A 26,622-nucleotide genomic window follows, 5' to 3' on the forward strand; every position below is an offset into this window, starting at 1 on the left:
GTTTCGCCAGGCACGCAGCGAGGAGTGTTCAACGTGCGGCTACCCCGGATGATCTCGGTCACGCTGGCCGGAGCGGCCGTGCTGCTTCCCATGGCGGCCTGCTCCAGCGAGGAGCCCGCCCCCGGTCAGGCCCCCCAGGCCGCCACCGCGGCCCCCAGCGACGAGCCCGTGGAGTCGCCGCCGGCGCATCCGTTCACCGGCAAGCCGTACGACACGCTCAAGCCGGTGCTCGCGGTCAAGATCGAGAACACCGCGGCCGGCAAGCCGCAGCTCGGACTGAAGAGCGCCGACATCGTCTACGTCGAGCAGGTCGAGGCCGGGCTGACCCGGCTCATGGCGATCTTCTCCTCGAAGCTGCCGGCCAAGGTGGGCCCGGTCCGCAGCGCGCGCGTCTCCGACCTGCACATCGCGCCGATGTTCGGCAAGCCCGCCTTCTCCTACTCCGGCGCGCAGACCAAGATGCTCCCGCTGATCGCCGAGGCCTCGCTCTGGGACGTCGGCGACACCCGCAACCCCGGCGCCTACTATCGCGAGCCCGGCCGGTTCGCCCCCTACAACCTGTTCGCCACCACCAAGCAGCTCCTGGCCAAGGCGCCCAAGGCGAGCAAGGCCCACGACATCGGCTTCACCTTCGGGGAGGCGCCGGCCGAGGGCGGGGTGGAGCGCAAGTCGTACACGGTCCGCTGGCCCGCCGCGCGCTTCACCTTCGCCTGGAACGAGCAGCGCAAGCTGTGGATGATCTGGCAGGACGGCAAGAAGGACATGGCCGCCGAGGGCGGGCAGCTCGGTGCCCCGACGATCGTCGTCCAGTACACGAAGACCGAGCGCTCGGAGTTCCACGACAAGAACCAGAGCTACACGCCGCTCGTGCACACCACCGGCAAGGGCTCGGCGATCGTGCTGCGCGACGGCAAAGCTTTCAAGGCGCGCTGGGAACGGGAATCGGAGGACACCGGTACGACGTTCACCACGGAGAGCGGTGAGCCGATGAACTTCGCGCCCGGCCAGGTCTGGGTGGCGCTCGCCAGCCGCAAGCCCGTGATCCCTTAGCCGCCTGCATGTACAACAACAGCCCTGAATCCTGACATCTTGGCATGTCGGGCGAGGGGTCCGGCAGGACCTACGATGGGCTTGACAGACGAACCGATCCGCCGTGAGAGCCCGTGAGGATGACCGTGTCCAGCAGCACGCCAGAAAGCACCCCCGTCACCGGAACCGCCCGCGTCAAGCGCGGCATGGCCGAGATGCTCAAGGGCGGCGTCATCATGGACGTCGTCACCCCCGAGCAGGCCAAGATCGCTGAGGACGCCGGCGCGGTGGCCGTCATGGCCCTTGAGCGCGTGCCCGCCGACATCCGCGCCCAGGGCGGGGTGTCCCGGATGAGCGACCCCGACATGATCGACGGCATCATCGAGGCCGTGTCCATCCCCGTGATGGCCAAGGCCCGCATCGGCCACTTCGTCGAGGCCCGGGTGCTGCAGGCGCTCGGCGTCGACTACGTCGACGAGTCCGAGGTGCTGACCCCCGCCGACTACGCCAACCACATCGACAAGTGGCAGTTCACCGTGCCGTTCGTGTGCGGCGCCACCAACCTCGGCGAGGCCCTGCGCCGCATCACCGAGGGCGCGGCCATGATCCGCTCCAAGGGCGAGGCCGGCACCGGTGACGTGTCCAACGCCGTCACCCACATGCGCACCATCCGCGCCGAACTCAAGCGGCTCAGCTCCCTGCCCGAGGACGAGCTCTACGTCGCGGCCAAGGAGCTGCAGGCCCCGTACGAGCTGGTCGCCGAGGTCGCGAAGAGCGGCAAGCTGCCGGTCGTGCTGTTCACCGCGGGCGGCATCGCCACCCCGGCCGACGCCGCGATGATGATGCAGCTCGGCGCCGAGGGCGTGTTCGTGGGCTCGGGCATCTTCAAGTCGGGCGATCCGGCCAAGCGCGCGGCGGCCATCGTCAAGGCCACCACGTTCCACGACGACCCCGACGTCCTCGCCAAGGTCTCGCGCGGTCTCGGCGAGGCGATGGTCGGCATCAACGTCGACGAGATCCCGCAGCCGCACCGCCTGGCGGAGCGCGGCTGGTAGGCCCCCCGGGCGCTGACGGAAATCTTCGAGTGAGGCGGCATCCACGAAGGATGTCGCCTCATTCGCGTCGCGTGGCGTTCACCACCTGGCCATGATCCTCGGTCAGGCTACGGGGCGTTCCCCCCTCCGCGATTCGTTCAGGAGCGCCCATGTCCTTCCCCAACCGCAGGCACTTCCTCGTCGCCGGGCTGACGGCGAGCGCCGCGGCGGCCCTTCCCGCCACGTTCGCCCCCGGAACCGCCCACGCCGACGACCCCACCGCCGCGACCGCCGCGCGGGGGCTGCGCGTCGACCCCTTCACCCTCGGCGTGGCCTCCGGCGACCCCGACCACGAGGGCTTCGTGCTGTGGACCCGCCTCGCGCAGCAGCCGCTCGCCGAGGACGGGCTCGGCGGCATGCCGCAGCGGCCGTTCCCGGTCCTGTGGCAGGTGTACGCCGACGAGCGGCTGCGCCGGGTGGTGCGCTCCGGCGTCGCGACGGCCGCACCGGAATGGGGGCACAGCGTCCACGTCGAGGTGGACGGGCTGGCCGCCGACCGGGAGTACTGGTATCGCTTCCGCGTCGGCCCGTACGTCTCGCCGCCCGGCCGCGCCCGCACCGCCCCGCACCCGTCGTCCTGGGGCAGCGCCCTCGCCATGGCGTTCGTCTCCTGCGCCCAGTACGAGCACGGCTACTTCACCTCGTACCGCAGGCTGGCCGAGGACCACCCCGACCTGGTCCTGCACCTCGGCGACTACCAGTACGAGTACACCAGGGACACCTACACCATCCCCGGCGGCAACATCCGCGACCACGAGGGCCCCGAGACCGAGACCCTGGCCGGCTACCGCCAGCGCCACGCCCAGTACAAGACCGACCCCGACCTGCAGGCCGCGCACGCCGCCGCGCCTTGGCTGGTCGTCTGGGACGACCACGAGCTGGACAACAACTGGGCGGACAAGGTGCCGGAGAAGCCCGAGGTCCCGCAGCCGAACTTCCTGGCCCGCCGCGAGGCCGCCTTCCGCGCCTACTACGAGAACATGCCGCTGCGCCGCACCTCGATCCCGCGCGGCATCGACATGCAGCTCTACCGGCGGGTCCGCTGGGGCCGTACGGCCACCTTCCACATGCTCGACACCCGCCAGTACCGTGACGACCAGGGCTGCGGCGACGGCTACAAGGACTGCCCGGCCGCCGTGGACCCGGCCCGCTCGATCACCGGGGCCGAGCAGGAGGCGTGGCTGCTGGACGGCTTCCGCCGGTCGCGGGCGCAGTGGGACATCCTGGGCCAGCAGGTCTTCTTCGCCCAGCGCGACAACAACGCCGGGCCCGCCAAGGTCACCAGCATGGACGCGTGGGACGGCTACGTGGCCTCCCGCCGGCGCATCACCCAGGGCTGGGTGGACGCCGGGGTGCGCAACGCCGTCGTGCTGACCGGCGACGTGCACGCCCACTGGGCCAGCGACCTCAAGCTCGACTACGACGACCCGACCGGGCCCTCGGTGGGCGCGGAGCTGGTCGCCACCTCGATCTCCACCACCGGCGACGGCGCCGACTCCGACCCGGCGACGCACCCGTTCCTGGCGATCAACCCGCACCTGAAGTTCTACAACAACCAGCGCGGCTACGTGCTGACCAGGATCGAGCGCGACCAGATGACCGCCGACTTCAAGGTGGTGCCCCAGGTCACCGTGCCGGACGCTGAGGTCTACACGCGGGCCACGTTCGTCATCGAGGACCGGGTGCCGGGGGTGCAGCAGACGTATCTGCGGCCGCTCGACCCGAGCCTGCGCCTCGCGCCGATCACGGCCGAGGACACCGTCCGGCAGGAGACCGAGCGCCCCTGACGCTTCCCGACCGGGGAATATTAGCCAGGCTAAGTTAGTTGGGTCAAGGCATGAGGGACGATCCCGCCGGCCTGGCAGAACAGGTCTCATCGGTGCTGCGTCACCTGGTGCTCCTCCTCCGGCGCACGGTCGCCGGACAGCCGCTCACCAGCCAGCAGTACGGCGTCCTCGGCTCGCTCGAACCCGGCCCGCGCCGGATGACCGAGCTGGCCGAGGAGCACGCCGTCCAGCTGCCCACCATGACCGTGCAGATCAACCGGCTGGAGGACGCGGGGCTGGTCACGCGCGGCGGCGACCCCGCCGACGCCCGCGTGCGCACGGCCAGGCTGACGGACGAGGGGCGCGAGCGGCTGCGGGCCGTACGCGCGGCCAGGATCGCCCACCTCACCGAGGAACTGGCGGCACTCACCGACGACGAGCGCGCCACGCTCGCGGCGGCGCTGCCCGTCCTGGCCAAGCTCGGCCGCAGCTAGACGCACCACAGACAGAAGGAGCACCATGCAGACCGGCATGCAGAACGGCGGAGGGATTCTGCGTCAGCCGATGTCCGTCTGGGCCACCGCGTTCGCCGCGGTCGTGGCCTTCATGGGGATCGGCCTCGTCGACCCCATCCTCCCCAGCATCGCGCAGGGACTGAAGGCGACGCCCAGCCAGGTGTCGCTGCTGTTCACCAGCTACTTCCTGGTGACCGCCGTGGCCATGCTGATCACCGGCTGGGTCTCCAGCCGCATCGGCGGCAAACGCACCCTGCTGGCCGGCCTCGCGCTGGTGATCGTGTTCGCCGCGCTCGCCGGCACCTCCACCAGCGTCGCCGAACTCGTCGGCTTCCGCGCCGGCTGGGGCCTCGGCAACGCCCTGTTCGTCGCCACCGCGCTCGCCGTCATCGTCGGCGCCGCGAGCGGCGGCGCCGAGTCGGCCATCATCCTGTACGAGGCCGCGCTCGGCCTCGGCATCTCCGCGGGCCCGCTGGCCGGCGCACTGCTCGGCGACTGGAACTGGCGGGCGCCCTTCTTCGGCACCGCCACCCTCATGGCCGTCGGCTTCGTCCTCATCCTGACGCTGCTCAAGGCCACACCCAAGCCGCCCACCAAGACCGCGCTCAGCGCCCCCATCCGCGCCCTCGCGCACGGCGGCCTCTCCACCACCGCGTTCACCGCGCTGTTCTACAACTTCGCCTTCTTCACCATCCTCGCCTTCACCCCGTTCATCCTCGGCATGTCCCCGTACGGGATCGGCGCGGTCTTCTTCGGATGGGGCGTCTGCGTCGCCCTGGCGTCGGTCTTCGGCGCGCCGCGGCTGCAGCGCCGCATCGGCTCGGTCGGCGTGCTGCACCTGGCGCTGGCGCTGCTCGCCGTCCTGCAGGTCGGCATCGCCGTGTTCGGCGTCGCCGGCGTGAACGCCGGGGTCGTCGTGTGCGTCGTCCTGTCCGGCATCCCCATCGGGCTGAACAACACCGTCTTCACCGAGTCGGCCATGGAGGTCTCCGACGCGCCCCGGCCCGTCGCCTCCGCTGGCTACAACTTCGTCCGCTGGATGGGCGGCGCGCTGGCCCCGTTCATCGCCACCAAGCTGGGCGAGGACATCGGGGTGGCGGTGCCGTACGTGCTGGGCGCCGTCTGCTGCTTCGTCGGCATGATGGTCCTCTACCTGCGTCGGCACCACCTGCGGACACTCGTCCGCGTGGACGCCGATCACACCAGGCAGGACGTCGTGGCGGCCCCCGCCCGCTGAGCCCTTCTCGCGCGGAACCGGCGGCCCCAGCAGGAAGATGCGGGGCCGCGCTGGTGTTGAATAGCTGAAATCCGCACCCGGACGGAAGGATCGACTGTGCCCACGATCGGTGTACTCGCTCTCCAGGGAGACGTGCACGAGCACCAGCGCATGCTCCAGGAGGCAGGCGCGACGGCCGTCGCCGTGCGCAGGCCCGCCGAGCTGGACGCGGTCGACGCCCTCGTCATCCCCGGCGGGGAGTCCACCACCATGTGGAAGCTCGCCGACATCTTCGACCTGCTCGAACCGCTGCGCCTGCGGATCAAGGAAGGCATGCCCGCCTACGGCTCCTGCGCCGGCATGATCATGCTGGCCGACCGGATCGAGGACGGCATCGCGGGGCAGCAGACGGTCGGCGGCATCGACATGGTGGTCAGGCGCAACGCGTTCGGCCGCCAGGTGGACTCGTTCGAGTCGGACCTGGACTTCGCGGGGGAGCGCGTGCACGCCGTCTTCATCCGCGCGCCGTGGGTCGAATCCATCGGCGGTGATGTCGAGGTGCTGGCCAAGTGCGAGCCTGGGAGTAGGATCGTCGCGGTCCGTCAAGGTCCGTTGCTCGCGACGTCGTTCCATCCTGAGCTCACCGGGGACACGCGCGTGCACCGATACTTCGTAGACATGGTTAGGGAGCTCTAAGTAATGTCCGGCCACTCCAAATGGGCGACGACGAAGCACAAGAAGGCCGCGCTCGACGCCAAGCGCGGCAAGCTGTTCGCCAAGCTCATCAAGAACATCGAAGTGGCGGCCCGCACCGGTGGCCCTGACCCCGACGCCAACCCCACGCTCTTCGACGCCATCTTCAAGGCCAAGAAGAACTCGGTGCCCAACGACAACATCGAGCGGGCCCGTAAGCGCGGCGGTGGTCTGGAGGCCGGCGGGGCCGACTGGCAGACCATCATGTACGAGGGCTACGCGCCCGGCGGCGTCGCGGTGCTCATCGAGTGCCTCACCGACAACCGCAACCGCGCGGCCTCCGAGGTGCGTGTCGCGCTGACCCGCAACGGCGGCTCCCTGGCCGACCCGGGGTCGGTCTCCTACATGTTCAACCGCAAGGGCGTCGTGATCGTCCCCAAGCAGGACGGGCTCGACGAGGACACCGTCCTCATGGCCGTCCTGGAGGCGGGCGCCGAGGAGGTCAACGACCTGGGCGACTCCTTCGAGGTCGTCTCCGAGGCCGGCGACCTGGTCCCGGTGCGCAAGGCGCTGCAGGACGCGGGCATCGACTACGACTCGGCCGAGTCGAGTTTCCTGCCCACGATGAGCGTGCCGCTCGACGAGGAGGGCGCCAAGAAGGTGTTCCGGCTCGTGGAGGCCCTGGAGGACAGCGACGACGTCCAGAACGTCTACGCCAACTTCGACGTGAGCGACGCGGTGCTGGAGCGCCTGGGCGCCGAGTGACGCCCCGCGCGGAGCCGCCACGACGCCGATCGTGACGAACGGCACGTCCGGCCGGGCCGGAAACGACTCGCGCCGGAAGGCCGCCGCTGCGTAGGTTGGTCGGTTGTGGAACTTCGCGACCTGACCCCCGACGACCTCGATCAAGTCCTCGACCTCCGTAAGCGGGCCTTCGGCCCGATCGCCCCAGCCGACAGCGAGACCTGGCGGCAGGCCGTCACGCCGGTGCTCGGCGAAGGACGCTACCTGGGCGTCTTCGACGGCTCCCGGCTGACCGCCGCCGCGCGGCTGCGCCAGTTCACGCAGTGGTGGCACGGCCGGCCCCAGCCCATGGCCGGCGTCGCGGGTGTCACGGTCAGTCCCGAGGATCGCGGCCGGGGCGTCGGCACCCGGCTCATGCGCGCCGTCATCGAGCGGGGCGTCGAGCTCGGTGACGCGGTGTCCGCGCTCTACCCGGCCACCACGCCCATCTACCGCTCGCTCGGCTACGAGCACGCCGGCGGCATGCGCAAGGTGACCCTGCCCGCCGAGGCCCTGCGCGGCCTGCGCCCGTCCGGGCAGGTCAAGCTGCGCAGGATGGGGCCGGCCGACGCCGCCGAGCTGATCGCCGTCCTGCACAAGGTGCACGGCGCCGCCCGTTCCAGCGGGCCCGTCTCCTACGACGAGCGCACCTGGGGGCTGTGGCTCGCCGACGACGACGATTTCCGCTACATCGCCGACGACGGCTTCGTGATCTACCGCTGGCACGGCCAGGACATCCAGATCGACACCCTCGTCGCGGGGTCGCCCGAGACGGCCAGGGCGTTGTGGTCGATGGTGGGCACCTCCTCCTCCATCGCCAAGAACGTCATCGCCCCGCTGGCGCCCGACGACCCCGTCCTGTGGCTGCTGCCCGAACGCTCGCAGGACCACGTCACCGAGCAGCGGTGGATGTTCCGGGTGCTGGACGTCGCCGCCGCCGTCGAACGCCGGGGCTATCCGGCCGCCGTGAGCTGCGAGGCCGTGGTCACCGTCCAGGACCCGGTGCGGGGCGAGGGCACCTGGCGGCTGGACATCTCGGGCGGTTCGGGCACGGCCACGCCGGTGGCTGGAGCACCCGCCGCGGTGCTCACGGCGAACGGCCTGTCCGCCCTCTACTGCGGGGTGCCGACCAGCACGCTGCGCGTCGTGGGGCTGATGTCCGGCGACGAGCGCTTCGACGAGGTGCTCGACGCCGCGTTCGTCGCCAAGCCGTACATGCTCGACTACTTCTGACGGGCTTTCCCCGTCCGCGCCTCGTCGCGCGGCCGGGCCCGGCGCGGTAATGTCTTGTGCCGAACAGATGTTCGGCGGCGTACGGGGAGGGCGATCGGGTGCGGGTGTTGGGCGTCGATCCGGGGCTGACCCGGTGCGGCCTGGGCGCCGTCGAAGGACGGCCGGGCGCGCCGCTGACCATGGTGGCGGTCGGGGTGGTCCGCACGGGCGCCGACGAGGAACTCGGCACCCGGCTCGTCGGCATCGAGGCGGGCATCGAGCAGTGGCTCGACGACGTCCGGCCCGACGCGGTCGCGGTCGAGCGGGTCTTCAGCCAGCACAACGTACGCACCGTGATGGGCACCGCCCAGGCCGCCGGCATCGCCGTGCTGTGCGCGGCGCGGCGCGGGCTGCCCGTGGCGCTGCACACGCCCTCGGAGGTCAAGGCCGCCATCACCGGCAGCGGCACCGCCGACAAGAAGCAGATCGGCGCCATGGTCACCCGGCTGCTGCGCCTGCCGGAGATGCCCAAGCCGGCCGACGCCGCCGACGCCCTCGCCCTCGCCATCTGCCACGTGTGGCGCGGCGGCGCGCAGAGCCGGCTGGCCGCCGCCCTTGCCCGCGCCACCCCCAAGGGCGCCAGAGGATGACGCCGGGTCAGGGGCGAGGGGTCTAGGGTCGGTGACCGTGAACGTTTCACGAGCGGCGGAGGACAGGCTGTGATCGCGTCGGTGGCAGGGAAGGTGACGGCGATCGCGCCCGACGCCGCCGTCATCGAGGTCGGCGGCGTCGGCATTCTCACGCACTGCGCGCCGGGCACCCTCGCCCAGTTGCGCGTCGGCGCGGAGGCCAGGCTGGCCACGTCGCTGGTCGTGCGCGAGGAGTCCCTGACCCTCTACGGCTTCGCCACCGACGACGAGCGCGCGGTGTTCGAGCTGCTGCAGACCGCGAGCGGCGTCGGCCCCAAGCTGGCCCTCGCCATGCTCGCCGTCCACACGCCCAACGCGCTGCGCGTCGCCGTGGCGAGCGCCGACCTCAAGGCCCTCACCCAGGTGCCGGGCATCGGCCAGAAGGGCGCCCAGCGCATCGTGCTGGAGCTGAAGGACCGCCTCGGCACGCCGGAGGCGACCCTCGACGCCGCGCTCAACGGCGAGCGGCGGGTGGCCGTGTGGCGCGAGCAGGTCCACTCGGGGCTGGTGGGGCTCGGCTACTCCGGCAAGGACGCCGACGAGGCGATCGCCGCCGTGGAGCCGGTCGCCGACGCCGACCTCGCCGCCGGTCGCCAGCCCCAGGTCGCCGCCCTCCTGAAGGCCGCACTCCGATCCCTGAGCACCCGATGACCCTCCACCCGCCCGCCCACCACGCGAGCAGCCGACAGGGGCGCGACCACTGCACAGGCGGCCAGCACGTAAGCGGCGGTCACATGGGCGGGCAGCATGCGAGCGGCCGACAGGTGCGCGGCCATCACATGGGCGACCGACAGGTGCGCGGCCGTCACACGAGTGGGCAGCACACGACCCGCCACCGCATGAGCGGCCACCGCGTGAGCGGTCTCCGTGCGGAGGGCGAGCGGCGGACAGTGCGGGTGTCCGTGGGCGAGGGAGCTCTGAAGGGCCGGAGAGCTTCGGCGGTGCCGTGCGGGCGGGGGGCTTGTCGGAGGTCGGAGGTCGGGAGAGGGCGTGGTCGGCGTGGGTTTTGATCGGGAGCTGGTGTCACCCGACGCCGCCGGCGACGAGGTGCAGATCGAGGCGGCCCTGCGCCCCAAGCGGCTGGACGAGTTCATCGGCCAGTCCCGGGTGCGCGAGCAGCTCTCCCTGGTGCTGGAGAGCGCCCTGCGCCGCCGTCGCCCGCCGGACCACGTGCTGATGAGCGGCTCCCCGGGCCTGGGCAAGACGACGCTGGCCATGATCATAGCGGCCGAGCTCAACGCGCCGCTCCGCATCACCTCGGGCCCCGCCCTGGAACGGGCCGGCGATCTCGCCGCCATCCTGTCCACCCTGTCCGAGGGCGAGGTGCTGTTCATCGACGAGATCCACCGGATGGCCAGGCCCGCCGAGGAGATGCTCTACCTCGCCATGGAGGACTTCCGGGTCGACATCGTCGTCGGCAAGGGCCCGGGCGCGACCGCCATCCCGCTGGACATCGCCCCGTTCACGCTGGTCGGCGCGACCACCCGGGCCGGGCTGCTGCCCGCGCCGCTGCGCGACCGGTTCGGCTTCACCGCCCACATGGACTTCTACGAGCCGGCCGAGCTGGAGCAGGTGCTCTACCGTTCGTCCCGGCTGCTCGGCGTGGAGCTGCCCGCCGACGGCGCGCACGAGATCGCCCGCCGCTCCCGGGGCACGCCCCGCATCGCCAACCGCCTGCTCCGCCGGGTGCGCGACTTCGCGGACGTCCGCGCGGACGGCGTCATCGACCGTGACATCGCGGCCGCCGCGCTCAACCTGTACGAGGTCGACCCCGAAGGGCTCGACCGGCTCGACCGGGCGGTGCTCGGCGTGCTGCTGAAGAAGTTCGGCGGCGGCCCGGTCGGCCTGTCCACGCTTGCGGTCGCTGTGGGGGAGGAGCCGGAGACGGTCGAGGTGGTGGCCGAGCCGTTCCTCGTCCGTCAGGGGCTGCTGGCGAGGACGCCGCGTGGCCGGGTGGCCACGGCGGCCGCCTGGACACATCTCGGACTGACGCCGCCGCCGGACGCTTTCGGGGCGGTCGTCATGGACTGATCACAGATCGGTTGCAACCATCTCAAATCGGGAACTTCCCCGCGCGCCGAAACGCTGCCTCGTTGCCGCGTTTCGCAACAAGCGCCTACACTCCGTGGCTTGGCTGGCTGTGTAGGCTGACGGGCTGAGGCGGCGCGGCCCGACGCAACGCACGGAATTTCCGGCGCGAGGCCAGTGTCAAATCCTTGTACGACGATGGAAGGTCGCCCCTTATGGACATGGGACAACTCGGAAGCATCCTGCCGCTGATCCTTCTGGTGGTGGTGTTCTACTTCCTGCTGATCCGCCCCCAGCGCAAGCGCCAGCAAGAGGCGATCCAGATGCAGAACAGCCTGACGCCGGGCAGCCGCGTCATGACGACGACCGGGCTGTTCGCCACCGTCGTCGCCGTGGACAATGAGGATGTGATCCTCGAGGTCGCGCCGGGCGTGGAGACGCGCTGGGTCAAGGCCGCCATCGGTCGTGTCGTCGCCCCGGGTGACGCTCTGGCCGGCGAGCCGGTGGCCACCGACGAGGCCGTCGATGAGAAGAAGAACGAGTCCGACATCGCCGCTGATCACAACGGTGAGGACTCCAGCACCAAGCGACGTGATTGAGCACGCGACAAATCCTCTATCCGAAAGAACTGACGACCAGTGGCCCGACCGACCAGCCGCCACAGCCGACCAGGGCGCACGCTCCTGGTGCTGCTGGCGTTTATCCTCGCCATGGGCGCGACGATGTTCCTGCAGAAGGCGTTCACGCCGAAGCTGGGGCTCGATCTCGCCGGCGGAACGACGGTGACTCTGTCTCCGGTGACTCTCAACAACGCGAGTCCTCCGGAGGAGATCCTTGACCGTGCGGTCAACATCATCCGCGACCGGGTCAACGGCACCGGCATCTCCGACGCGGAGGTCGCCAAGTCCGGCGACAACATCATCATCTCCATCCCCGGCGTCGGGCAGAGCGAGGCCATCAAGCTGGTCGCCACCACCGCGGAGCTGCGCTTCCGCCAGGTGCTCGCGATGGAGGCCACGCAGATCCCGCAGGACCTCGCGACCAACGCCCCCTCCCCGAGCGCCGCTCCGTCGGCGACGGGGACGGGCGTGCCGTCGACGCAGCCGTCCCAGCCCCGCTCCTCCCGGTCGGCCGGCCCGGCGCCCAGCGCCTCGCCCACCGGCAAAGCCCTGTCGTCGGCGCTGACCGCGCCGACCCCGAGCGCCTCCGCGCCGGCCGAACCGTCGGCCACGCGGAGCGCCCAGGGCCAGAACGACAAAGGCGCCAAGCAGAACGCCGGCGCCACGCCGAGCGCGTCGCCGTCGCAGCAGGCGAGCACCCCGCCCGCCCAGGAGCAGAACCAGGGCGTCAACCCCGAGGGCATCGACCCGGCGGTGCTGGCCCAGTTCAACAAGCTCAACTGCGCCGACCCGGCCAACCGCGGCCAGGGCGTCCAGGACGACCCCAACAAGCAGTACGCCGGCTGCGAGGCCGACGGCAGCTACAAGTACGTCCTCGACGTAGCCAAGGTCGTCGGCACCGACATCGACACCGCCAGCGCCGGCATCCGCCAGGGCACCACCGAGTGGGTCGTCCAGCTCGACTTCAAGAGCAAGGGCGCGGGCGCCTGGGCCGACCTCACGCAGAAGGCTTACAACTCGCAGGACCCGCGCAACAAAGTGGCGGTCGTCCTCGACGGCGTGGTCATCACCGCGCCCAACATCATCAGCCCGATCCCGGGCGGCCGGGCCGAGATCACCGGCGGCTTCGACCAGGCCAGCGCCACCACCCTGGCCGACCAGCTCAAGTACGGCGCGCTGCCGCTGAAGTTCAACCGCAGCTCCATCGACACCGTCTCCTCGACGCTCGGCCAGGACCAGCTCAAAGGAGGTCTGATCGCCGGCGTCATCGGTCTGGCGCTCGTGGTGATCTACTCCATGCTCTACTACCGGGGCCTCGGCATCGTGGCGGTCCTGAGCCTCGTGGTGGCGACGATCATCACGTACTGCTCGGTGGTCGTGCTCGGCCACAACGCCAACTTCCGGTTGTCGCTGCCGCACATCATCGGCCTGGTGGTCTCGATCGGCATCACCGCCGACTCCTTCATCGTCTACTTCGAACGCATACGTGACGAGATGAAAGAGGGCCACCGCACCTTGCGGGCGGCCGTCGAGGTGGCCTGGGTCCGCGCCCGGCGTACGATCCTCATCGCCGACGCCGTCATGTTCATCGCCGCGATCGTGCTGTACTTCCTGGCGGTGGGCGGTGTGGCCGGGTTCGCCTTCGCGATGGGCCTGACCACGCTCATCGACATCGTGGTGGTGTTCCTGTTCACCAAGCCGTTCATCGCCCTGCTGGCGAGGCTGAAGTTCTTCGCCAAGGGCCATCCGCTGTCCGGGCTCGACGCCGAACGCATGAGCGACGCCACCGGCGGCGCCCGCCCGACCACCCCGCTGGAGGCCTGAGATGGGACTCGCGCGTCGCCTCTACCGGGGCGAGATCGACGTCGACTTCGTCGGCAAGTGGAGGCTCTGGTACAGCCTGTCGGGCGCGCTGCTGCTCGTCTCGATCATCGGGCTGCTGCTCAACGGGCTCAACCTGGGCGTGGAGTTCAGAGGCGGCACGGTCTTCTCGTTCAAGACGTCCCAGACCCTCACCGTGGAGCAGGTCCGTGAGGACATCCAGGACGAGGGCGTGCACCAGGTGATCGTCCAGTCGGCCGGTGACGGCTGGCGGGTGACCACCGAGACCCTGGAGGAAGGCCACCGGGCCGAGGTGCAGTCCGCCATCGCCAAGGACTTCAACGTCCCGGCCGGCGACGTCAGCGTGCAGGCCATCGGCGCCACCTGGGGCGGCGAGGTGTCGCAGAAGGCCTGGATCGGCCTCGGCGTGTTCATGCTCGCGATCATCCTCTACCTGTCGATGGCGTTCGAGCCGAAGATGGCGCTCGGCGCCATCGTCGCGCTCGTCCACGACCTGGTCATCACGGCGGGCATCTACGCCTGGTCGGGCTTCGAAGTGACGCCGGCGACGCTGCTGGGCTTCCTGACCATCCTCGGTTACTCGCTCTACGACGCGGTCGTGGTGTTCGACATGATCAAGGAGGTCACGGCCAAGCTGGGGCACACGTCGAAGATGACGTACTCGATGGCGGCCAACAACGCGCTCAACCACACGCTGATCCGGTCGCTCAACACCTCGCTGGTCGCGATCCTGCCGGTGGCGGCGATCCTGTTCATCGGCACCACGCTGCTCGGCGCGGGCACGCTGAAGGACCTCTCGCTGGCCCTGTTCGTGGGCATGGTCGTCGGCACCTACTCCTCGCTGTGCGTGGCGACGCCGCTGCTGGTCACGCTGAAGGAGCGCGAGCCGAAGTACCAGGCCATCGCCAAGCGGCTGGCCTCCACGAAGGGCTCGGGCAAAGGGGCGAAGGGCGGGCCCAGAGGCGCTGCGGTAGCCAAGGGCTGACCCGCGGCTCCGGCCGTTCGACTCGCCGACGCCCCCGCTCCCAGGTGGAGCGGGGGCGTCGCCGTGTCCAGGGTGTCCCGCGGGACGCCCTGGGATGGCAGGGGACGCCGCGGGATGTTCCGGACGGTCCAGGACGTCCCGCAACGTCCCGGAGGACCTGAGAACGGCCCTGAGCCCCGTCTGGCGCGTTCTGGAGCGGGGGCGCCGACCCACGGATCCGGCGGAGCGCGGTGGGACGGCCGGCCGGGAGAGCGGGCGGACGGGATCGATGGTCCGGGGGGAGAGGGCGGCAGGACCGATGGTCCGGGGAGCGGGCGGGCGGGATCGATGGTCCGGGTGAGGGCCGGAATGCACCATCATGGTGCCGGGCCTCCGGCCGCCGGCGGAGACAAGCGAGGGAGACGGCATGAGCGAGCTGAGCACGATGATCCTTGACCGGATCAGGGACGTCCCCGACTATCCCAAGCCGGGCGTCATGTTCAAGGACATCACTCCGCTCCTCGGCGACCCGGTGGCGATGGCGGCGGTCGTGGACGGACTGGCCGGCCTGTACGAGGTCGACAAGATCGTCGGCATCGAGGCCCGTGGCTTCATCCTGGCCGCCCCGGTGGCCTACCGCGCGGCCGCCGGCTTCGTCCCCGTGCGCAAGAAGGGGAAACTGCCCGCCGCCACGCTTGAGGAGTCCTACGATCTGGAGTACGGCTCGGCGACGATCGAGGTGCACCGCGACGCGTTCACCCCGGGCGACCGGGTCCTGATCGTCGACGACGTGCTGGCCACCGGCGGCACGGCCCAGGCGGCCGTGGAGCTGGTGCGTCGGGCCGGTGGTGAGGTCGTCGGCATCGCGGTCCTGATGGAGCTGGCATTTCTGGAGGGCCGCGAGCGTTTGGACGGAATACCGGTGCACTCCCTGGTGATCGTCTGAGCCCGGCCGCCGACGGCTTGGGTTCGCCACCTGGATACACTGGTGCATCTGGACCCGAGCGTGAGGAGCCATGTGCGTGAGGAGCCATTGCGGGAGGAGTCTGAGTGCCCCGTGATGCGGTCGTGCCCGACATAACCGACTCCGGCGGTGCCGAGCCGTCCGGCGCCCCCGCCGCGCGCCGCCGGCGCTTCGGGGGCGGGGCCATGAACCCGGTGCTGGAGCCGCTGTTCCGTACGGTCCGGGCCACCCATCCCAAGGCCGACCTGCGCGTCATCGAGCGGGCCTATGACGTGGCCGCCTACCACCACCGCGACCAGAAGCGGAAGTCGGGCGACCCCTACATCACGCACCCGCTGGCCGTGGCCACGATCCTGGCCGAGCTCGGCACCGACGACGAGACGCTGTGCGCGGCGCTGCTGCACGACACCGTCGAGGACACCGCCTACAGCCTCGACGAGCTGCGCGCCGACTTCGGCGACACCATCGGCTCGCTGGTCGACGGCGTGACCAAGCTCGACAAGGTCAAGTTCGGCGACGCGGCCCAGGCCGAGACCGTGCGCAAGATGGTCGTGGCGATGTCCCGCGACATCCGCGTGCTGATCATCAAGCTGGCCGACCGCCTGCACAACATGCGCACCATGCGCTATCTGCCGGAGCACAAGCGCCACCAGAAGTCCCGCGAGACGCTGGAGATCTTCGCCCCGCTGGCCCACCGCCTGGGCATGAACACCATCAAGTGGGAGCTTGAAGACCTCGCGTTCGCCATGCTCTACCCCAAGCGCTACGACGAGATCGCGCGCATGGTGTCGGAGCGGGCCCCGCGCCGCGACCTGTTCCTGCAGGAGGTCATCGAGAAGGTCTCCGGCGACCTGCGCGAGGCGAGGATCCGCGCGGTGGTCAAGGGCCGGCCGAAGCACTACTACTCGGTCTACCAGAAGATGATCGCCAGGGACGTCGCCTTCGACGACATCTACGACCTGGTGGGCATCCGCGTCCTCGTCGACACCGTCCGCGACTGCTACGCGGCGCTCGGCACCATCCACGCCCGGTGGAACCCGGTGCCTGGACGGTTCAAGGACTACATCGCGATGCCCAAGTTCAACATGTACCAGTCGCTGCACACGACGGTCATCGGCCCCGAGGGCAAGCCGGTGGAGCTGCAGATCCGCACCCACTCGATGCATCACAGGGCCGAGTACGGCGTCGCCGCCCACTGGAAGTACAAAGAGGAGGTCGGCGTCGCCGGCGCCGGCGGCAAGGTCAAGCCGGGCAACGACATGGCCTGGCTGCGCCAGCTCCTCGACTGGCAGAAGGAGACCGCCGACCCTGGCGAGTTCCTGGAGTCGCTGCGCTTCGACCTGTCGGTCTCCGAGGTCTACGTGTTCACCCCGAAGGGCCAGGTCATCGCCCTGCCCGAGGGGGCGACGCCGGTCGACTTCGCCTACGCGGTGCACACCGAGGTGGGCCACCGCTGCATCGGGGCCCGCGTCAACGGGCGGCTGGTGCCGCTGGAGTCGCGCCTCGGCAACGGCGACACCGTCGAGATCTTCACCTCCAAGTCGCCGGACGCGGGGCCGTCGCGCGACTGGCTGAAGTTCGTCAAGTCGGGCCGGGCCCGCAACAAGATCCGGCAGTGGTTCTCGAAGGAGCGCCGCGAGACCGCGATCGAGGCGGGCAAGGAGGCCATCGGCCGGGCCATGCGCAAGCAGGGCCTGCCGCTGCAGCGGCTGATGTCGGGGGAGTCGCTGCTGGCGCTCGCCCGCGACCTGCGCTACTCGGACGTCTCGGCCCTCTACGCGGCCGTCGGCGAGGGCCACATCGCGGCCCAGGCCGTGGTGCAGAAGCTGGTCGCCTCGATCGGCGGTGTCGACAGCGCCGAGGAGGACATCGCCGAGACCTCGCTGCCCACCCGGCTGCGCGGGCGTCCCCGCGGCGGGGGCGGCGCGGGCGTGGTCGTGGCGGGCGACGCCGACGTGTGGGTGCGCCTGTCGAAGTGCTGCACGCCGGTGCCCGGCGACGACATCGTCGGCTTCGTCACCCGCGGCCACGGCGTGTCCGTGCACCGTTCGGACTGCACCAACGTCCAGCAGCTCAAGTCGCAGCCCGACCGGCTGGTGGAGGTGAGCTGGTCGCCCAGCGACGACAGCGTCTTCCTGGTGGCCATCCAGGTCGAGGCGCTGGACCGGCCGCGGCTGCTGTCCGACGTCACCCGCACGCTGTCCGACCAGCACGTCAACATCCTGAGCGCCTCGGTCACGACGTCCCGCGACCGGGTGGCGATCAGCAAGTTCACCTTCGAGATGGGCGACCCGAAGCACCTGGGTCACGTGCTCAAGGCCGTACGCAACATCCAGGGCGTCTTCGACGTCTACCGCGTGAGCGGCGCCGGCGGCTGAGCGGTCTCCTCAGCGGGGGCGCAGGTCGGGGAGGTTGACCACGATCGCCTCCTGGGTGCTGCGCGCGATGACGACCACGGCCTCCCGCTCGGGGTCGGGGTTCTCCTCGCGGTGCGGCACGTACGGCGGCACGAACACGTAGTCGCCGGGCCCGGTCTCCAGCCGCACCTCCTCGCCGTCGCGCAGGAACACGAACGACGGCGTGCCGCTGACGACGTAGATCGCGGTTTCGGAGGCCCCGTGGTGGTGGTCGGCGGAGCGGGTGGCGGGCGCGACGTGCGTCTGGCCCATCCACAGCCGCTCGGAGCCGGCGCTCGCGCCGCTGACAGCGGCCAGCCGGCGCATGCCGGGACTCTGCGCCGTCTCGGCCGAGAGCGACGCTGCGGGCACGTGACGCAGCGGCCGGTGGAAGGGGTCGCCCTCGACCCGGTAGCCCTCCCAGAGGCGCCCTCCCGCCCGTTCGAGGACGCCGGAGGCGACGGCGGCCAGGCGGGCGGGGTCGTCGCGGGCGTCCAGCAGCCGTTCGGCCAGCTCAGGATCGTGTGCCCGCAGCTCCCGCAGCAGCCACTTGCCGCTGCCCTGCCAGCGCCGGCCGAACCCGAGCGCGAGCCGGGCGGTGTCCTGGACCACCTGCCAGGCGACGAACGCCCGCTCGCCGGGATCGCCCGCGCCCGCGAGGTCGTCCAGCAGGTCGGACAGCACGTAGCGGGCCCGCGCGGCCTCGCCGTCGCTGAGCCCGCCCGGCCCGGCCGCCAGGCGCTCACCCAGCGCCGCCTGCAGGTCGCTGGCCCGGCCGCCGGTGCGGTCGGTCAGCACCGCGCCCTCGGCGCACATGCGCGCCAGGCTCGGCTGCCGCCGGTCGAAGTCGCGGTCGAGGTAGGCGCGCAGGCTCGTCTCGCTGTTGACGAACAGCTCGACCGGCCATCCCCGCCAGCGCAGCGACTCGCGGTAGGGCGTGGGCAGGCCGTCGAGCACCACGACGACGTCGAGGTCGGAGGTGCTGGTGCGGCGCTCGGTGAGCACGCTGCCGCCGACGAAGGCGTACAAGGCGCCGGGGAACAGCTCCTCGACGAGAGCACGCGCGACACTGACCGGATCCATGCGGTCAGCCTAGATCGCGGGATGGGCCGCGTGCCGCCCGATTCCCCGTGATCGGGCGGAAAGCAGAGCCGAGCAGGGCCGTGACGCGGCGCTCCGGCCGGATCGGCCGGCGCGCCGCCCTACCCGCTGGTCAGCTGAACTCGGCCAGCGTGCGCTCGGCCTCCTCCAGCCAGGAGCGGCGGGCGATCAGGGCCTCCTCGGCCTCCTTGACGTCCTTGGCGCGGCCGGCCGCCTGCGCCTTGGACAGCCGCTTCTCCAGCTGCTCGATCGAGGTGCGGAGCTGGTCGACCGTGCTCTGCGCGCGGGCCCTGGCCTCGGGGTTGGAGCGCTTCCACTCGGCGTCCTCGGCCTTGCGAACGGCCTCGTCCACGCGGCGCAGCCCGCCCTCCAGGCGGTCGCGCTGCTCGCGCGGCACCGGTCCTGCGGCCTCCCAGCGCTCCAGGAGGTGGCGCAGCGCCCCGCGCGCCGCGCGGGCGTCCGTGACCGGCAGGATCTTCTCCGCCTCGGCCAGCAGCTCCTCCTTGACCTGCGCGTTGGCGGCCAGCGAGGCGTCGCGCTCGGCGAAGACCGCGGAACGGGCCTGGAAGAACTGGTCCTGGGCGGCCTTGAATCGGCCCCACAGCTCGTCCTCGACCTCGCGCGAGGCCCGGCCGGCGCTCTTCCACTGCTGCATCAGCTCGCGGTAGACCGCCGCGGTGGGGCCCCAGTCGGTGGAGCCGGACAGCGCCTCTGCCTCGGCGACGATGCGCTCCTTGGTCGAGCGCACGCCCTCGCGCTGCTCGTCCAGGCCGGCGAAGTACTGCTTGCGCCGCTTGGCGAAGGCCGTGCGGGCGGCCGAGAGCCGCTTCCACAGCGCGGCCTCGGTGACCCGGTCGATGCGGTCGGCGGCCTTCCACTCCTCGACGAGCTGGCGCAGCCGCTCGCCGCCGGACTTCCAGTGGGTGGTCTCGTCCGCGATGCGCTCGGCCTCGGCGACGATGCGCTCCTTGACCGTCCTCGCCTCGGCGCGCGCCTGCTCGCGGGCCGCCTTGACCTCCTCGCGGCGCTGGGCGACCAGCTCGGTCAGGCCGTCGAGGCGCGCCGTCAGCGCCTGCAGGTCGCCGATCGCGTGGGCGTCGGCGACCGCCTCGCGCAGCTTGGCGATGCTGGCCTCGGCCTGGGCCGGAGCCAGGTCGGTGCCCCGCACCCGCTGCTCGAGCAGCTGAACCTGGCCCGCCAGCTCGTCGTACTTGCGATGGAAGTAGGCCAGTGCCTCTTCGGGTTCACCGGCCTGCCAGGAGCCGACGGCCCGTTCTCCCTCAGCCGTACGCACGTAGACGGTGCCGTCGTCGTCTACCCGGCCCCACGGGTCGGTGCTCACCGTGTCCTCCCGCACTCTCCATCAGACCCTTCGGGACTACTTCGTCCCTAGTTTGTATTACGTCAGCTCTTGCTGGCGATTGTCACGTCTTTGATTTCCATGGTTTCCTTCGGCGCCCCGGTCCCGTCGCCCATGTCGGCAATGACGCCCGCTTTGTTCACCTTGTCCAGGATGTCGAGACCCTTCGTGATCGTACCCACTGGGGTGTAATCGGGGGTGAGCTGGATGTCACCGAACACCAGGAAGAACTGGCTTCCCGTGGTGCCGGGCGCGCTGGTCTTGGCCATCGCCATGACGCCGCGCTTGTACTGGGCTCCGTCGAGGTTCTCCTCGGCCATCACGTAGCCGGGGCCGCCCGCGCCGTCCTGGCTCTTGCCGTCGGCCTTGGCCGTCGGGTCGCCGCACTGCAGCATGGGGAACTTCTCGCTGCCCAGCCGGTGGCACTTGCTGCCGTCGTAGTACTTCTTCTTCGCCAGGAACTCCAGCGAGTTGGTCGTGCAGGGGGCCTTGGCGTTGTCGAGCTCGACCACGACGTCGCCCAGGTTGGTCTTGAGCGTCATGGTCTTCTTGGCGGGAGTGGTCTTGACCTTCGTCGGCGGCATGCCGACGTCCTTGACCGTGCCGCCTGTGGCGTCCTTGACGTAGTCGCAGGTGCCCGTGGCCGCGTCGTACGGCTTGGGCCCCGTGCTCGCCGAGGCCGAGGCGGTCTCGGCCGCCGAGGCGCTCGGCGAGGAGGCCGCCTCCGTGCCCGTGCCGCCGCCGCCCAGGAGCGCGACCGCGGCCACGATTCCGCCGACCACGATCACCACGCCCACGGTCGAGCCGATGATCGCCGTGCGCTTGGCCTTCTGCTCGCGCTCGAGACGGCGCTGCATCTGCCGCTCGTAGTGCTCACGCGCCAGCTGCTTCTGCCGGTCCTTCCCCGTGGCCACCGCTTTGCCTCCCATAGTCAATCAACCAAGGTGGGCGAATCGTATCGGCCAATGGGTAATGATTCGCAGCCCGGCGACCCGCACCGGTACCCTTCGGTTACATTCCCATTGGCTTTTCGACGAGATCACCTGAGGCAGATGCTCATCGCCGGCTTCCCCGCAGGGGGCTTCCAGACCAACTGTTACGTCGTCGCGCCCGCGGCCGGCGAGGAGTGCGTGATCGTCGATCCGGGCCAGGACGCCGCCGAAGGCGTCGACGACCTGCTGCGCGAGCACCGGCTCAAGCCGGTCGCCGTGATCCTCACCCACGGCCACCTCGACCACGTCTGGTCGGTGGCCCCCGTCTGCGGCGCCCGCGACGTGCCGGCCTGGATCCACCCGGACGACCGCCACCTGCTCAGCGACCCCGGCGCCGGCTTCTCCCGCGAGAGCGCCGCGCTGTTCGGCGGCATCACCCTCAGCGAGCCCGACGACGTACGCGAGCTGAGCGACGGCGCCGTGCTGGAGCTGGCCGGCCTGGAGCTCGTCGTGGACCACACCCCCGGCCATACCAGGGGGTCGGTGAGCTTCCGGCTGCCCTCGGACGACGTGATGTTCTCGGGCGACCTGCTGTTCGCCGGCTCCATCGGCCGCACCGATCTTCCCGGCGGCGACTATCCGACCATCCTGCGCAGCCTGGCTACCAAGTGTCTGCCGCTGCCGGACGATACGGTCGTGTTGCCGGGCCACGGACCACAGACCACGATCGGCCGCGAGCGCGCGACCAACCCCTACCTGAAGGAAGCAGCGCCGCACGCCGGTCCCACACGAGGGATCTAATGAGCTTCCAAGCACCAAAAGGCGTCAAGGAATACGTCCCGCCGCAGGCGTCGACGTTCTACGCGATCCGCGCCGCGTTCGCCGAGACGGCCAGGCGCGCGGGCTACTCCTACCTCGAGACCGCGGTCTTCGAGGACACCCAGCTCTTCGCCCGTGGCGTCGGCGAGTCCACCGACGTCGTGAGCAAGGAGATGTACACCTTCACCGACCGCGGCGGACGCTCGCTCACGCTGCGCCCGGAGTTCACCGCCGGCGTGCTGCGCGCGGTCCTGGAGCACGGCCTGCACCGCGGCCAGCTCCCTGTCAAGGTGTGGACCGACGGCCCGGTCTTCCGCGCCGAGGCGCCCCAGGAGGGCCGCTACCGCCAGTTCTACCAGCTCGACCTGGAGGCCATCGGCAGCGAGGACCCCGCCGTCGACGCCGAGACGATCGCGCTCGCCTGGCAGTGGTACACCACGCTGGGCCTCACCCAGGTCCGCCTGCTGCTCAACTCGCTGGGCTGCCGCGAGTGCCGCCCGATCTACCGCGCCCGGCTGCAGGAGTTCCTGCGCGCGCTCGACCTCGACGAGGCCACCCGCGCCCGCATCGAGATCAACCCGTTGCGCGTGCTCGACGACAAGCGGCCCGAGGTGCAGGAGCAGCTCGCGGACGCGCCGCTCATCGGCGACCACCTGTGCGCCGGCTGCAAGTCCTACCACGACCGGGTCAAGCAGCTCCTGGCCGACCTCGGCATCCCGTGGGAGGACTCCCCGCGGCTGGTGCGCGGGCTCGACTACTACACGCGCACCACGTTCGAGTTCGACCACCCGCTGCTCGGCGCGCAGTCCGGCATCGGCGGCGGCGGTCGCTACGACGGCCTGTCCGAGGCCATCGGCGGGCCCGCGCTGCCCGGCATCGGCTTCGGGCTCGGCCTCGACCGCACCGTCATCGCCCTGGAACGCGAGGGCGTCGAGCCCGCCACCCCCGCCCGCTGCGAGGTGTACGGTGTGGCGCTGGGCGACGAAGCGGCCCGCGCCATGTTCACCCTCGTGAACGACCTGCGCGCGGCCGGCGTCGCCGCCGACATGGCCTTCGGCGGCAAGGGGCTCAAGGGCGCGATGAAGGGAGCCGACCGTTCCGGCGCCCGCTTCGCCCTGATCCTGGGCGAGCGCGACCTCGCGGCCCGGGCCGTGCAAGTGAAGGACCTGACCACAGCAGACCAGACCGAGGTGCCGCTGGCCCAGGTCGTGGACGTCTTGAAGGGGAAAGTGCAGTGATCCGCACGCATACGGCCGGGTCGCTCCGCGAGGAGCACGCCGGGCAGAAGGTGACGCTCGCGGGCTGGGTGGCCCGCCGCCGCGACCATGGCGGCGTGGTCTTCATCGACCTGCGCGACGCCTCCGGCTCGGCGCAGGTGGTCTTCCGCGAGGAGGACCACGCCCACGACCTGCGCGCCGAATACTGCGTGAAGGTCGTCGGGGAGGTGCGCCTGCGCCCGGAGGGCAACGAGAACCCCGAGCTGCCCACCGGGAAGATCGAGGTCGTCGCCGACACCGTCGAGGTGCTGAGCGAGTCGGCGCCGCTGCCGTTCCCGATCGAGGGCAACGTGGGGGTGTCGGAGGAGGCGCGGCTGAAGTACCGCTACCTCGACGTACGCCGCCAGCAGGTGGCCCACGCCATGCGGGTGCGCTCCAAGGCCACCTACCTCGCCAACGAGGTCATGAACGAGCTCGGCTTCGTCTACGTCGAGACCCCGACGCTCACCCGCTCCACGCCCGAGGGCGCCCGCGACTTCCTCGTGCCCGTGCGCCTGCAGCCCGGCAACTGGTATGCCCTGCCGCAGTCGCCGCAGCTGTTCAAGCAGCTCCTGCAGGTCGCCGGGCTGGAGCGCTACTACCAGCTCGCCAAGTGCTACCGCGACGAGGACCTGCGCGCCGACCGGCAGCCGGAGTTCACCCAGATCGACGTCGAGATGTCCTTCGTCGACCAGGAGGACGTCATCCAGGTCGGCGAGACGCTGATCGCCCGCCTGTGGCGGGAGCTCGCCGGCTACGAGGTGCCGACGCCGCTGCCGCGCATGACGTACGCCGAGGCCATGGCCCGCTACGGCTCCGACAAGCCCGACCTGCGCTTCGGCCAGGAGCTGGTCGAGATGACCTCCTACTTCGCGGGCACCACCTTCCGCGTCTTCCAGGCCGACTACGTCGGCGCGGTCGTCATGCCGGGCGGCGCCTCGCAGACCCGCAAGGAGCTCGACGGCTGGCAGGAGTGGGCCCGCTCGCGCGGCGCCAAGGGCCTGGCCTACGTGCTGGTGCAGGAGGACGGCACGCTCGGCGGCCCGGTCGCCAAGAACCTGTCGGAGGAGGAGCTGTCCGGGCTGGCCGCCAAGGTCGGCGCCGCCCCCGGTGACGCGATCTTCTTCGCCGCGGGCGCCCGCAACGCCGCCCGCGACCTGCTCGGCGCGGCCCGGCTGGAGATCGGCCGCCGCTGCGGGCTCATCGACGAGTCGCAGTGGTCGTTCCTGTGGGTCGTGGACGCCCCCATGTTCGAGGAGGACGGCGAGGGCGGCTGGACGGCCGTGCACCACCCGTTCACCGGCCCCAAGCCCGAGTGGGCCGACAACTTCCAGGACCACCCGGCCGAGGCGCTGGCCTACGCCTACGACATGGTCTGCAACGGCATGGAGATCGGCGGCGGCTCGATCCGTATCCACCGGGCCGAGATGCAGCAGCGCGTCTTCGACGTGCTCGGCATCTCCAAGGAGGAGGCCGAGAGCAAGTTCGGCTTCCTGCTGGAGGCGTTCAAGTACGGCCCGCCGCCGCACGGCGGCATCGCCTACGGCTGGGACCGCATCTGCATGCTGCTGGCCGGCGGCGAGTCGATCCGCGACGTCATCGCCTTCCCCAAGACGGCTTCCGGCTTCGACCCGCTGACCGGCGCGCCCACGCCCATCACGGCGGGGCAGCGCAAGGAGGCGGGCGTCGACGCCGCGCCGCGCAAGGACTGATCCGGGCCCGGCATGAGAGAAGCCGGCGGGGCGAGCGCCCCGCCGGCTTCTTCCGCGCGCTGGTCAGGAGAACGTGATGCTCTTGATGATGACCGGCTTCTTGGGGGCGGTGGTGCCGCCGTCGCCGGTGATGTCGGCCTCGTTCACGATGAGGTCCTGGCCGTTCTTGGCCAGGCCGAGCAGCATGTCCATGCCCTCGCTGACCACGCCGACGGTGGAGAAGCCCGCGCCGAGCTGCGTGTTCTCGTCCGACAGCGAGAAGACGAACTGGCTGTTGTTCTGACCCATCGAGTCGCCCGGCTGGGACATGAAGACCACGCCCTTGGCCGGCGGGATCTCGACGTTCTCGTCGGAGTAGACGTAGCCCGAGGTGCCCTGGCCGTCGGTCGGGTTCTTGCCGTCGGCCTTGGCCTGCGGGTCGCCGCACTGCAGCAGGTGCACGCCGGCGACGTCCGGGGTGACCAGCCGGTGGCACTTCATGTTGTCGTAGAAGTGCTTCTTGCTGAGGAAGCTGAGCGAGTTGACCGTGCACGGGGCCGCGTCGGTCATCAGGTCGACGACGACCTTGCCGCGGTTGAAGTTGATCGTCATCTTCTTCAGCTTCATGTTGGGCTTCTTGCCCGGCAGGCCCACGAACTTGTTCGGGACGGAGTCGTCACGCTTGTACGTGCACGTCACCGGCCCGGCCGCCGCGGTCGTCGTCGGCGCGATCGGCAGCGACGCCGAGGGCGATGCCGACGCCGACGCGGAGGCCGAGCTCTCCGCCGCGGCGGGGTCCGGCCCGTCGCCGCCCCTCAGGGTGGTCGCGGCGAAGATGCCGCCGGCCACCACCACCACAGCCACGCCCGCGCCGATGAAGGCGTTCCGCTTCGCCTTGGAGGAGCCCTCGGCCGCCGCGCGCTTCTCCTGCCGCTCCTTGTGCTCCCGCGCGAGGTCGCTCTTGCGGTCTTCGCCGCTCACCGCATGTCTCCTTCATCTTTGCCGACACATGACCAAACAACTCCGCGCATGCTACCGGCCCTCGGTATGTGCCGGATGTAAGTGGCAAAAGCCGTGATGTGCGACGGATGGGGCCGCGAACCTTATCGTGCTCCCACGCGTAGATGAAAAGAGCACAAAGGAGTCGTCATGTTCGACCAGATCCTGGGCCTGCCGGCCCACGCGCTCGTCATCCACTTCGCCGTCGTGCTGGTGCCGCTGCTCGCCGCGGTGGCGGTGGTCCACGCGCTGGTGCCGCGGTGGCGTCCGTACGTCGCCTGGGCCGCGGTCCTGCTCTCCCTGGCCGGGCCCGTGGCCGTGTTCGCGGCCAAGGAGAGCGGCGAGCGGCTGAAGGAGGCCCGCTTCGCCACCGCCGAGGGCGGCCTCGGCCGGGCCATCGCCACGCACGAGAGCTTCGCCACCCCGCTGCTGCTGTCGGCGTCGGGCCTGGCCGCCGTCACGCTGCTGCTGGTGCACGCCACCCGCCCGGCCCGCGACTCCGTCGGGCGCGACCGCTTCGGCCGTCCCGTCTCGCTGGTCCTGTCCGGGCTCACGGTCGTGCTGGCCGCCGTGGCCGGCTACTTCTGCTTCCTGGCAGGGGACTCGGGCGCGAGGGCGGTTTGGGGCCTGTAATCTCACGTTGTGGATAGCCT

General features: G+C 70.8%; 24 protein-coding genes. 20 read left to right on the top strand and 4 right to left on the bottom strand.

The genetic code is table 11. The annotated features are described in order from the left end of the window. Positions 1–33: 33 nt before the first annotated feature. The 16 genes from BMW85_RS18735 (at position 34) to BMW85_RS18810 (ending at position 17,793) form a co-directional block, all read left to right on the top strand. Positions 34–1,050: a DUF3048 domain-containing protein gene (locus BMW85_RS18735; RefSeq protein ID WP_245774898.1), complete on the top strand. Its 1,017-nt coding sequence runs from the start codon at positions 34–36 to the stop codon at positions 1,048–1,050. Between the two features lie 119 nt (positions 1,051–1,169). Beyond that, positions 1,170–2,084, top strand: coding sequence for a pyridoxal 5'-phosphate synthase lyase subunit PdxS (gene pdxS / locus BMW85_RS18740; RefSeq protein ID WP_091082742.1), 915 nt, complete (start codon positions 1,170–1,172; stop codon positions 2,082–2,084). A 149-nt stretch (positions 2,085–2,233) separates the two neighbouring features. After that, a complete protein-coding gene (locus BMW85_RS18745) occupies positions 2,234–3,910 on the top strand; it encodes an alkaline phosphatase D family protein (protein ID WP_091082743.1) in 1,677 nt (558 codons plus the stop codon). 50 nt (positions 3,911–3,960) lie between these two features. Beyond that, entirely contained in the window at positions 3,961–4,383 is a 423-nt protein-coding gene (locus tag BMW85_RS18750) for a MarR family winged helix-turn-helix transcriptional regulator (RefSeq protein WP_091082745.1), read from the top strand. A 25-nt stretch (positions 4,384–4,408) separates the two neighbouring features. Further along, a complete protein-coding gene (locus BMW85_RS18755) occupies positions 4,409–5,641 on the top strand; it encodes an MFS transporter (RefSeq protein WP_245774899.1) in 1,233 nt (410 codons plus the stop codon). Positions 5,642–5,737: 96 nt separating this feature from the next. Next, positions 5,738–6,316 (top strand): pyridoxal 5'-phosphate synthase glutaminase subunit PdxT, encoded by a 579-nt coding sequence (gene pdxT / locus BMW85_RS18760; RefSeq protein WP_091082746.1) that lies wholly within the window; start codon positions 5,738–5,740, stop codon positions 6,314–6,316. Between the two features lie 3 nt (positions 6,317–6,319). Beyond that, positions 6,320–7,078 carry a YebC/PmpR family DNA-binding transcriptional regulator gene (locus BMW85_RS18765; RefSeq protein WP_091082748.1) on the top strand — a complete coding sequence of 253 codons (759 nt, stop codon included), beginning with the start codon at positions 6,320–6,322 and terminating at the stop codon, positions 7,076–7,078. A gap of 105 nt (positions 7,079–7,183) precedes the next feature. Further along, positions 7,184–8,329, top strand: a complete 1,146-nt coding sequence (locus tag BMW85_RS18770) for a GNAT family N-acetyltransferase (RefSeq protein WP_245774900.1) — start codon at positions 7,184–7,186, stop codon at positions 8,327–8,329. A 98-nt stretch (positions 8,330–8,427) separates the two neighbouring features. After that, a complete protein-coding gene (gene ruvC / locus BMW85_RS18775) occupies positions 8,428–8,958 on the top strand; it encodes a crossover junction endodeoxyribonuclease RuvC (protein ID WP_091082749.1) in 531 nt (176 codons plus the stop codon). A gap of 69 nt (positions 8,959–9,027) precedes the next feature. Next, on the top strand, positions 9,028–9,648 hold the full coding sequence (gene ruvA, locus BMW85_RS18780; RefSeq protein WP_091082750.1) for a Holliday junction branch migration protein RuvA: 621 nt from the start codon (positions 9,028–9,030) through the stop codon (positions 9,646–9,648). 348 nt (positions 9,649–9,996) lie between these two features. Further along, positions 9,997–11,028, top strand: a complete 1,032-nt coding sequence (gene ruvB, locus BMW85_RS18785) for a Holliday junction branch migration DNA helicase RuvB (protein WP_091082986.1) — start codon at positions 9,997–9,999, stop codon at positions 11,026–11,028. A gap of 212 nt (positions 11,029–11,240) precedes the next feature. After that, positions 11,241–11,624, top strand: coding sequence for a preprotein translocase subunit YajC (yajC, locus tag BMW85_RS18790; protein ID WP_091082751.1), 384 nt, complete (start codon positions 11,241–11,243; stop codon positions 11,622–11,624). Positions 11,625–11,663: 39 nt separating this feature from the next. After that, positions 11,664–13,469, top strand: a complete 1,806-nt coding sequence (secD, locus tag BMW85_RS18795; protein ID WP_245774901.1) for a protein translocase subunit SecD — start codon at positions 11,664–11,666, stop codon at positions 13,467–13,469. 1 nt (position 13,470) lies between these two features. Further along, positions 13,471–14,472 carry a protein translocase subunit SecF gene (gene secF / locus BMW85_RS18800; protein ID WP_091082754.1) on the top strand — a complete coding sequence of 334 codons (1,002 nt, stop codon included), beginning with the start codon at positions 13,471–13,473 and terminating at the stop codon, positions 14,470–14,472. Between the two features lie 406 nt (positions 14,473–14,878). Continuing rightward, positions 14,879–15,397 carry an adenine phosphoribosyltransferase gene (locus tag BMW85_RS18805; RefSeq protein WP_091082755.1) on the top strand — a complete coding sequence of 173 codons (519 nt, stop codon included), beginning with the start codon at positions 14,879–14,881 and terminating at the stop codon, positions 15,395–15,397. A 203-nt stretch (positions 15,398–15,600) separates the two neighbouring features. Then, the gene (locus tag BMW85_RS18810; RefSeq protein WP_091082989.1) at positions 15,601–17,793 is read left to right on the top strand and encodes a RelA/SpoT family protein; all 2,193 of its coding nucleotides are present in this window, start codon (positions 15,601–15,603) and stop codon (positions 17,791–17,793) included. Positions 17,794–17,802: 9 nt separating this feature from the next. Here the strand turns inward: BMW85_RS18810 and BMW85_RS51160 are convergent, their stop codons facing one another. The 3 genes from BMW85_RS51160 to BMW85_RS18830 all read right to left on the bottom strand — a co-directional run bounded on the left by BMW85_RS51160 (position 17,803) and on the right by BMW85_RS18830 (position 21,186). Continuing rightward, complete coding sequence (locus BMW85_RS51160; RefSeq protein ID WP_245774902.1) at positions 17,803–18,894, bottom strand: cupin domain-containing protein; 1,092 nt, start codon at positions 18,892–18,894, stop codon at positions 17,803–17,805. Between the two features lie 130 nt (positions 18,895–19,024). Further along, on the bottom strand, positions 19,025–20,254 hold the full coding sequence (locus BMW85_RS18825; protein WP_091082994.1) for a DUF349 domain-containing protein: 1,230 nt from the start codon (positions 20,252–20,254) through the stop codon (positions 19,025–19,027). Positions 20,255–20,316: 62 nt separating this feature from the next. Beyond that, positions 20,317–21,186, bottom strand: a complete 870-nt coding sequence (locus BMW85_RS18830) for a peptidylprolyl isomerase (protein WP_342743420.1) — start codon at positions 21,184–21,186, stop codon at positions 20,317–20,319. Between the two features lie 138 nt (positions 21,187–21,324). Here BMW85_RS18830 and BMW85_RS18835 point away from each other — a divergent pair, with 138 nt between their 5' ends. From BMW85_RS18835 to aspS, 3 genes are read left to right on the top strand one after another with little or no spacing between them, the layout of a single operon-like run. Continuing rightward, positions 21,325–22,005 carry an MBL fold metallo-hydrolase gene (locus BMW85_RS18835; protein ID WP_091082758.1) on the top strand — a complete coding sequence of 227 codons (681 nt, stop codon included), beginning with the start codon at positions 21,325–21,327 and terminating at the stop codon, positions 22,003–22,005. Then, complete coding sequence (hisS, locus tag BMW85_RS18840; RefSeq protein WP_091082759.1) at positions 22,005–23,261, top strand: histidine--tRNA ligase; 1,257 nt, start codon at positions 22,005–22,007, stop codon at positions 23,259–23,261. Before BMW85_RS18835 ends, hisS begins: the two co-directional genes overlap by 1 nt. Further along, positions 23,258–24,991 (top strand): aspartate--tRNA ligase, encoded by a 1,734-nt coding sequence (aspS, locus tag BMW85_RS18845; protein ID WP_091082761.1) that lies wholly within the window; start codon positions 23,258–23,260, stop codon positions 24,989–24,991. Before hisS ends, aspS begins: the two co-directional genes overlap by 4 nt. A gap of 63 nt (positions 24,992–25,054) precedes the next feature. Here the strand turns inward: aspS and BMW85_RS18850 are convergent, their stop codons facing one another. Beyond that, the gene (locus tag BMW85_RS18850) at positions 25,055–25,951 is read right to left on the bottom strand and encodes a peptidylprolyl isomerase (protein ID WP_091082762.1); all 897 of its coding nucleotides are present in this window, start codon (positions 25,949–25,951) and stop codon (positions 25,055–25,057) included. A gap of 168 nt (positions 25,952–26,119) precedes the next feature. Between BMW85_RS18850 and BMW85_RS18855 the strand changes: the two genes are divergently transcribed. Then, positions 26,120–26,602 carry a DUF2231 domain-containing protein gene (locus BMW85_RS18855; protein ID WP_091082763.1) on the top strand — a complete coding sequence of 161 codons (483 nt, stop codon included), beginning with the start codon at positions 26,120–26,122 and terminating at the stop codon, positions 26,600–26,602. Positions 26,603–26,622 lie beyond the last annotated feature (20 nt).

The sequence above is a fragment of the Nonomuraea wenchangensis genome (assembly GCF_900111685.1).
Lineage (GTDB): Bacteria > Actinomycetota > Actinomycetes > Streptosporangiales > Streptosporangiaceae > Nonomuraea > Nonomuraea wenchangensis.

Bases quoted from the DNA above. Each gene is read 5' to 3' on its own strand.
- BMW85_RS18805 (WP_091082755.1), top strand. From the start codon at position 14,879: ATGAGCGAGCTGAGCACGATGATCCTTGACCGGATCAGGGACGTCCCC.
- BMW85_RS18765 (WP_091082748.1), top strand. From the start codon at position 6,320: ATGTCCGGCCACTCCAAATGGGCGACGACGAAGCACAAGAAGGCCGCG.
- BMW85_RS51160 (WP_245774902.1), bottom strand. From the start codon at position 18,894: ATGGATCCGGTCAGTGTCGCGCGTGCTCTCGTCGAGGAGCTGTTCCCC.
- hisS (WP_091082759.1), top strand. From the start codon at position 22,005: ATGAGCTTCCAAGCACCAAAAGGCGTCAAGGAATACGTCCCGCCGCAG.
- BMW85_RS18745 (WP_091082743.1), top strand. From the start codon at position 2,234: ATGTCCTTCCCCAACCGCAGGCACTTCCTCGTCGCCGGGCTGACGGCG.
- BMW85_RS18755 (WP_245774899.1), top strand. From the start codon at position 4,409: ATGCAGACCGGCATGCAGAACGGCGGAGGGATTCTGCGTCAGCCGATG.
- secF (WP_091082754.1), top strand. From the start codon at position 13,471: ATGGGACTCGCGCGTCGCCTCTACCGGGGCGAGATCGACGTCGACTTC.
- BMW85_RS18810 (WP_091082989.1), top strand. From the start codon at position 15,601: ATGAACCCGGTGCTGGAGCCGCTGTTCCGTACGGTCCGGGCCACCCAT.
- BMW85_RS18835 (WP_091082758.1), top strand. From the start codon at position 21,325: ATGCTCATCGCCGGCTTCCCCGCAGGGGGCTTCCAGACCAACTGTTAC.
- pdxS (WP_091082742.1), top strand. From the start codon at position 1,170: ATGACCGTGTCCAGCAGCACGCCAGAAAGCACCCCCGTCACCGGAACC.
- BMW85_RS18855 (WP_091082763.1), top strand. From the start codon at position 26,120: ATGTTCGACCAGATCCTGGGCCTGCCGGCCCACGCGCTCGTCATCCAC.
- BMW85_RS18750 (WP_091082745.1), top strand. From the start codon at position 3,961: ATGAGGGACGATCCCGCCGGCCTGGCAGAACAGGTCTCATCGGTGCTG.
- yajC (WP_091082751.1), top strand. From the start codon at position 11,241: ATGGACATGGGACAACTCGGAAGCATCCTGCCGCTGATCCTTCTGGTG.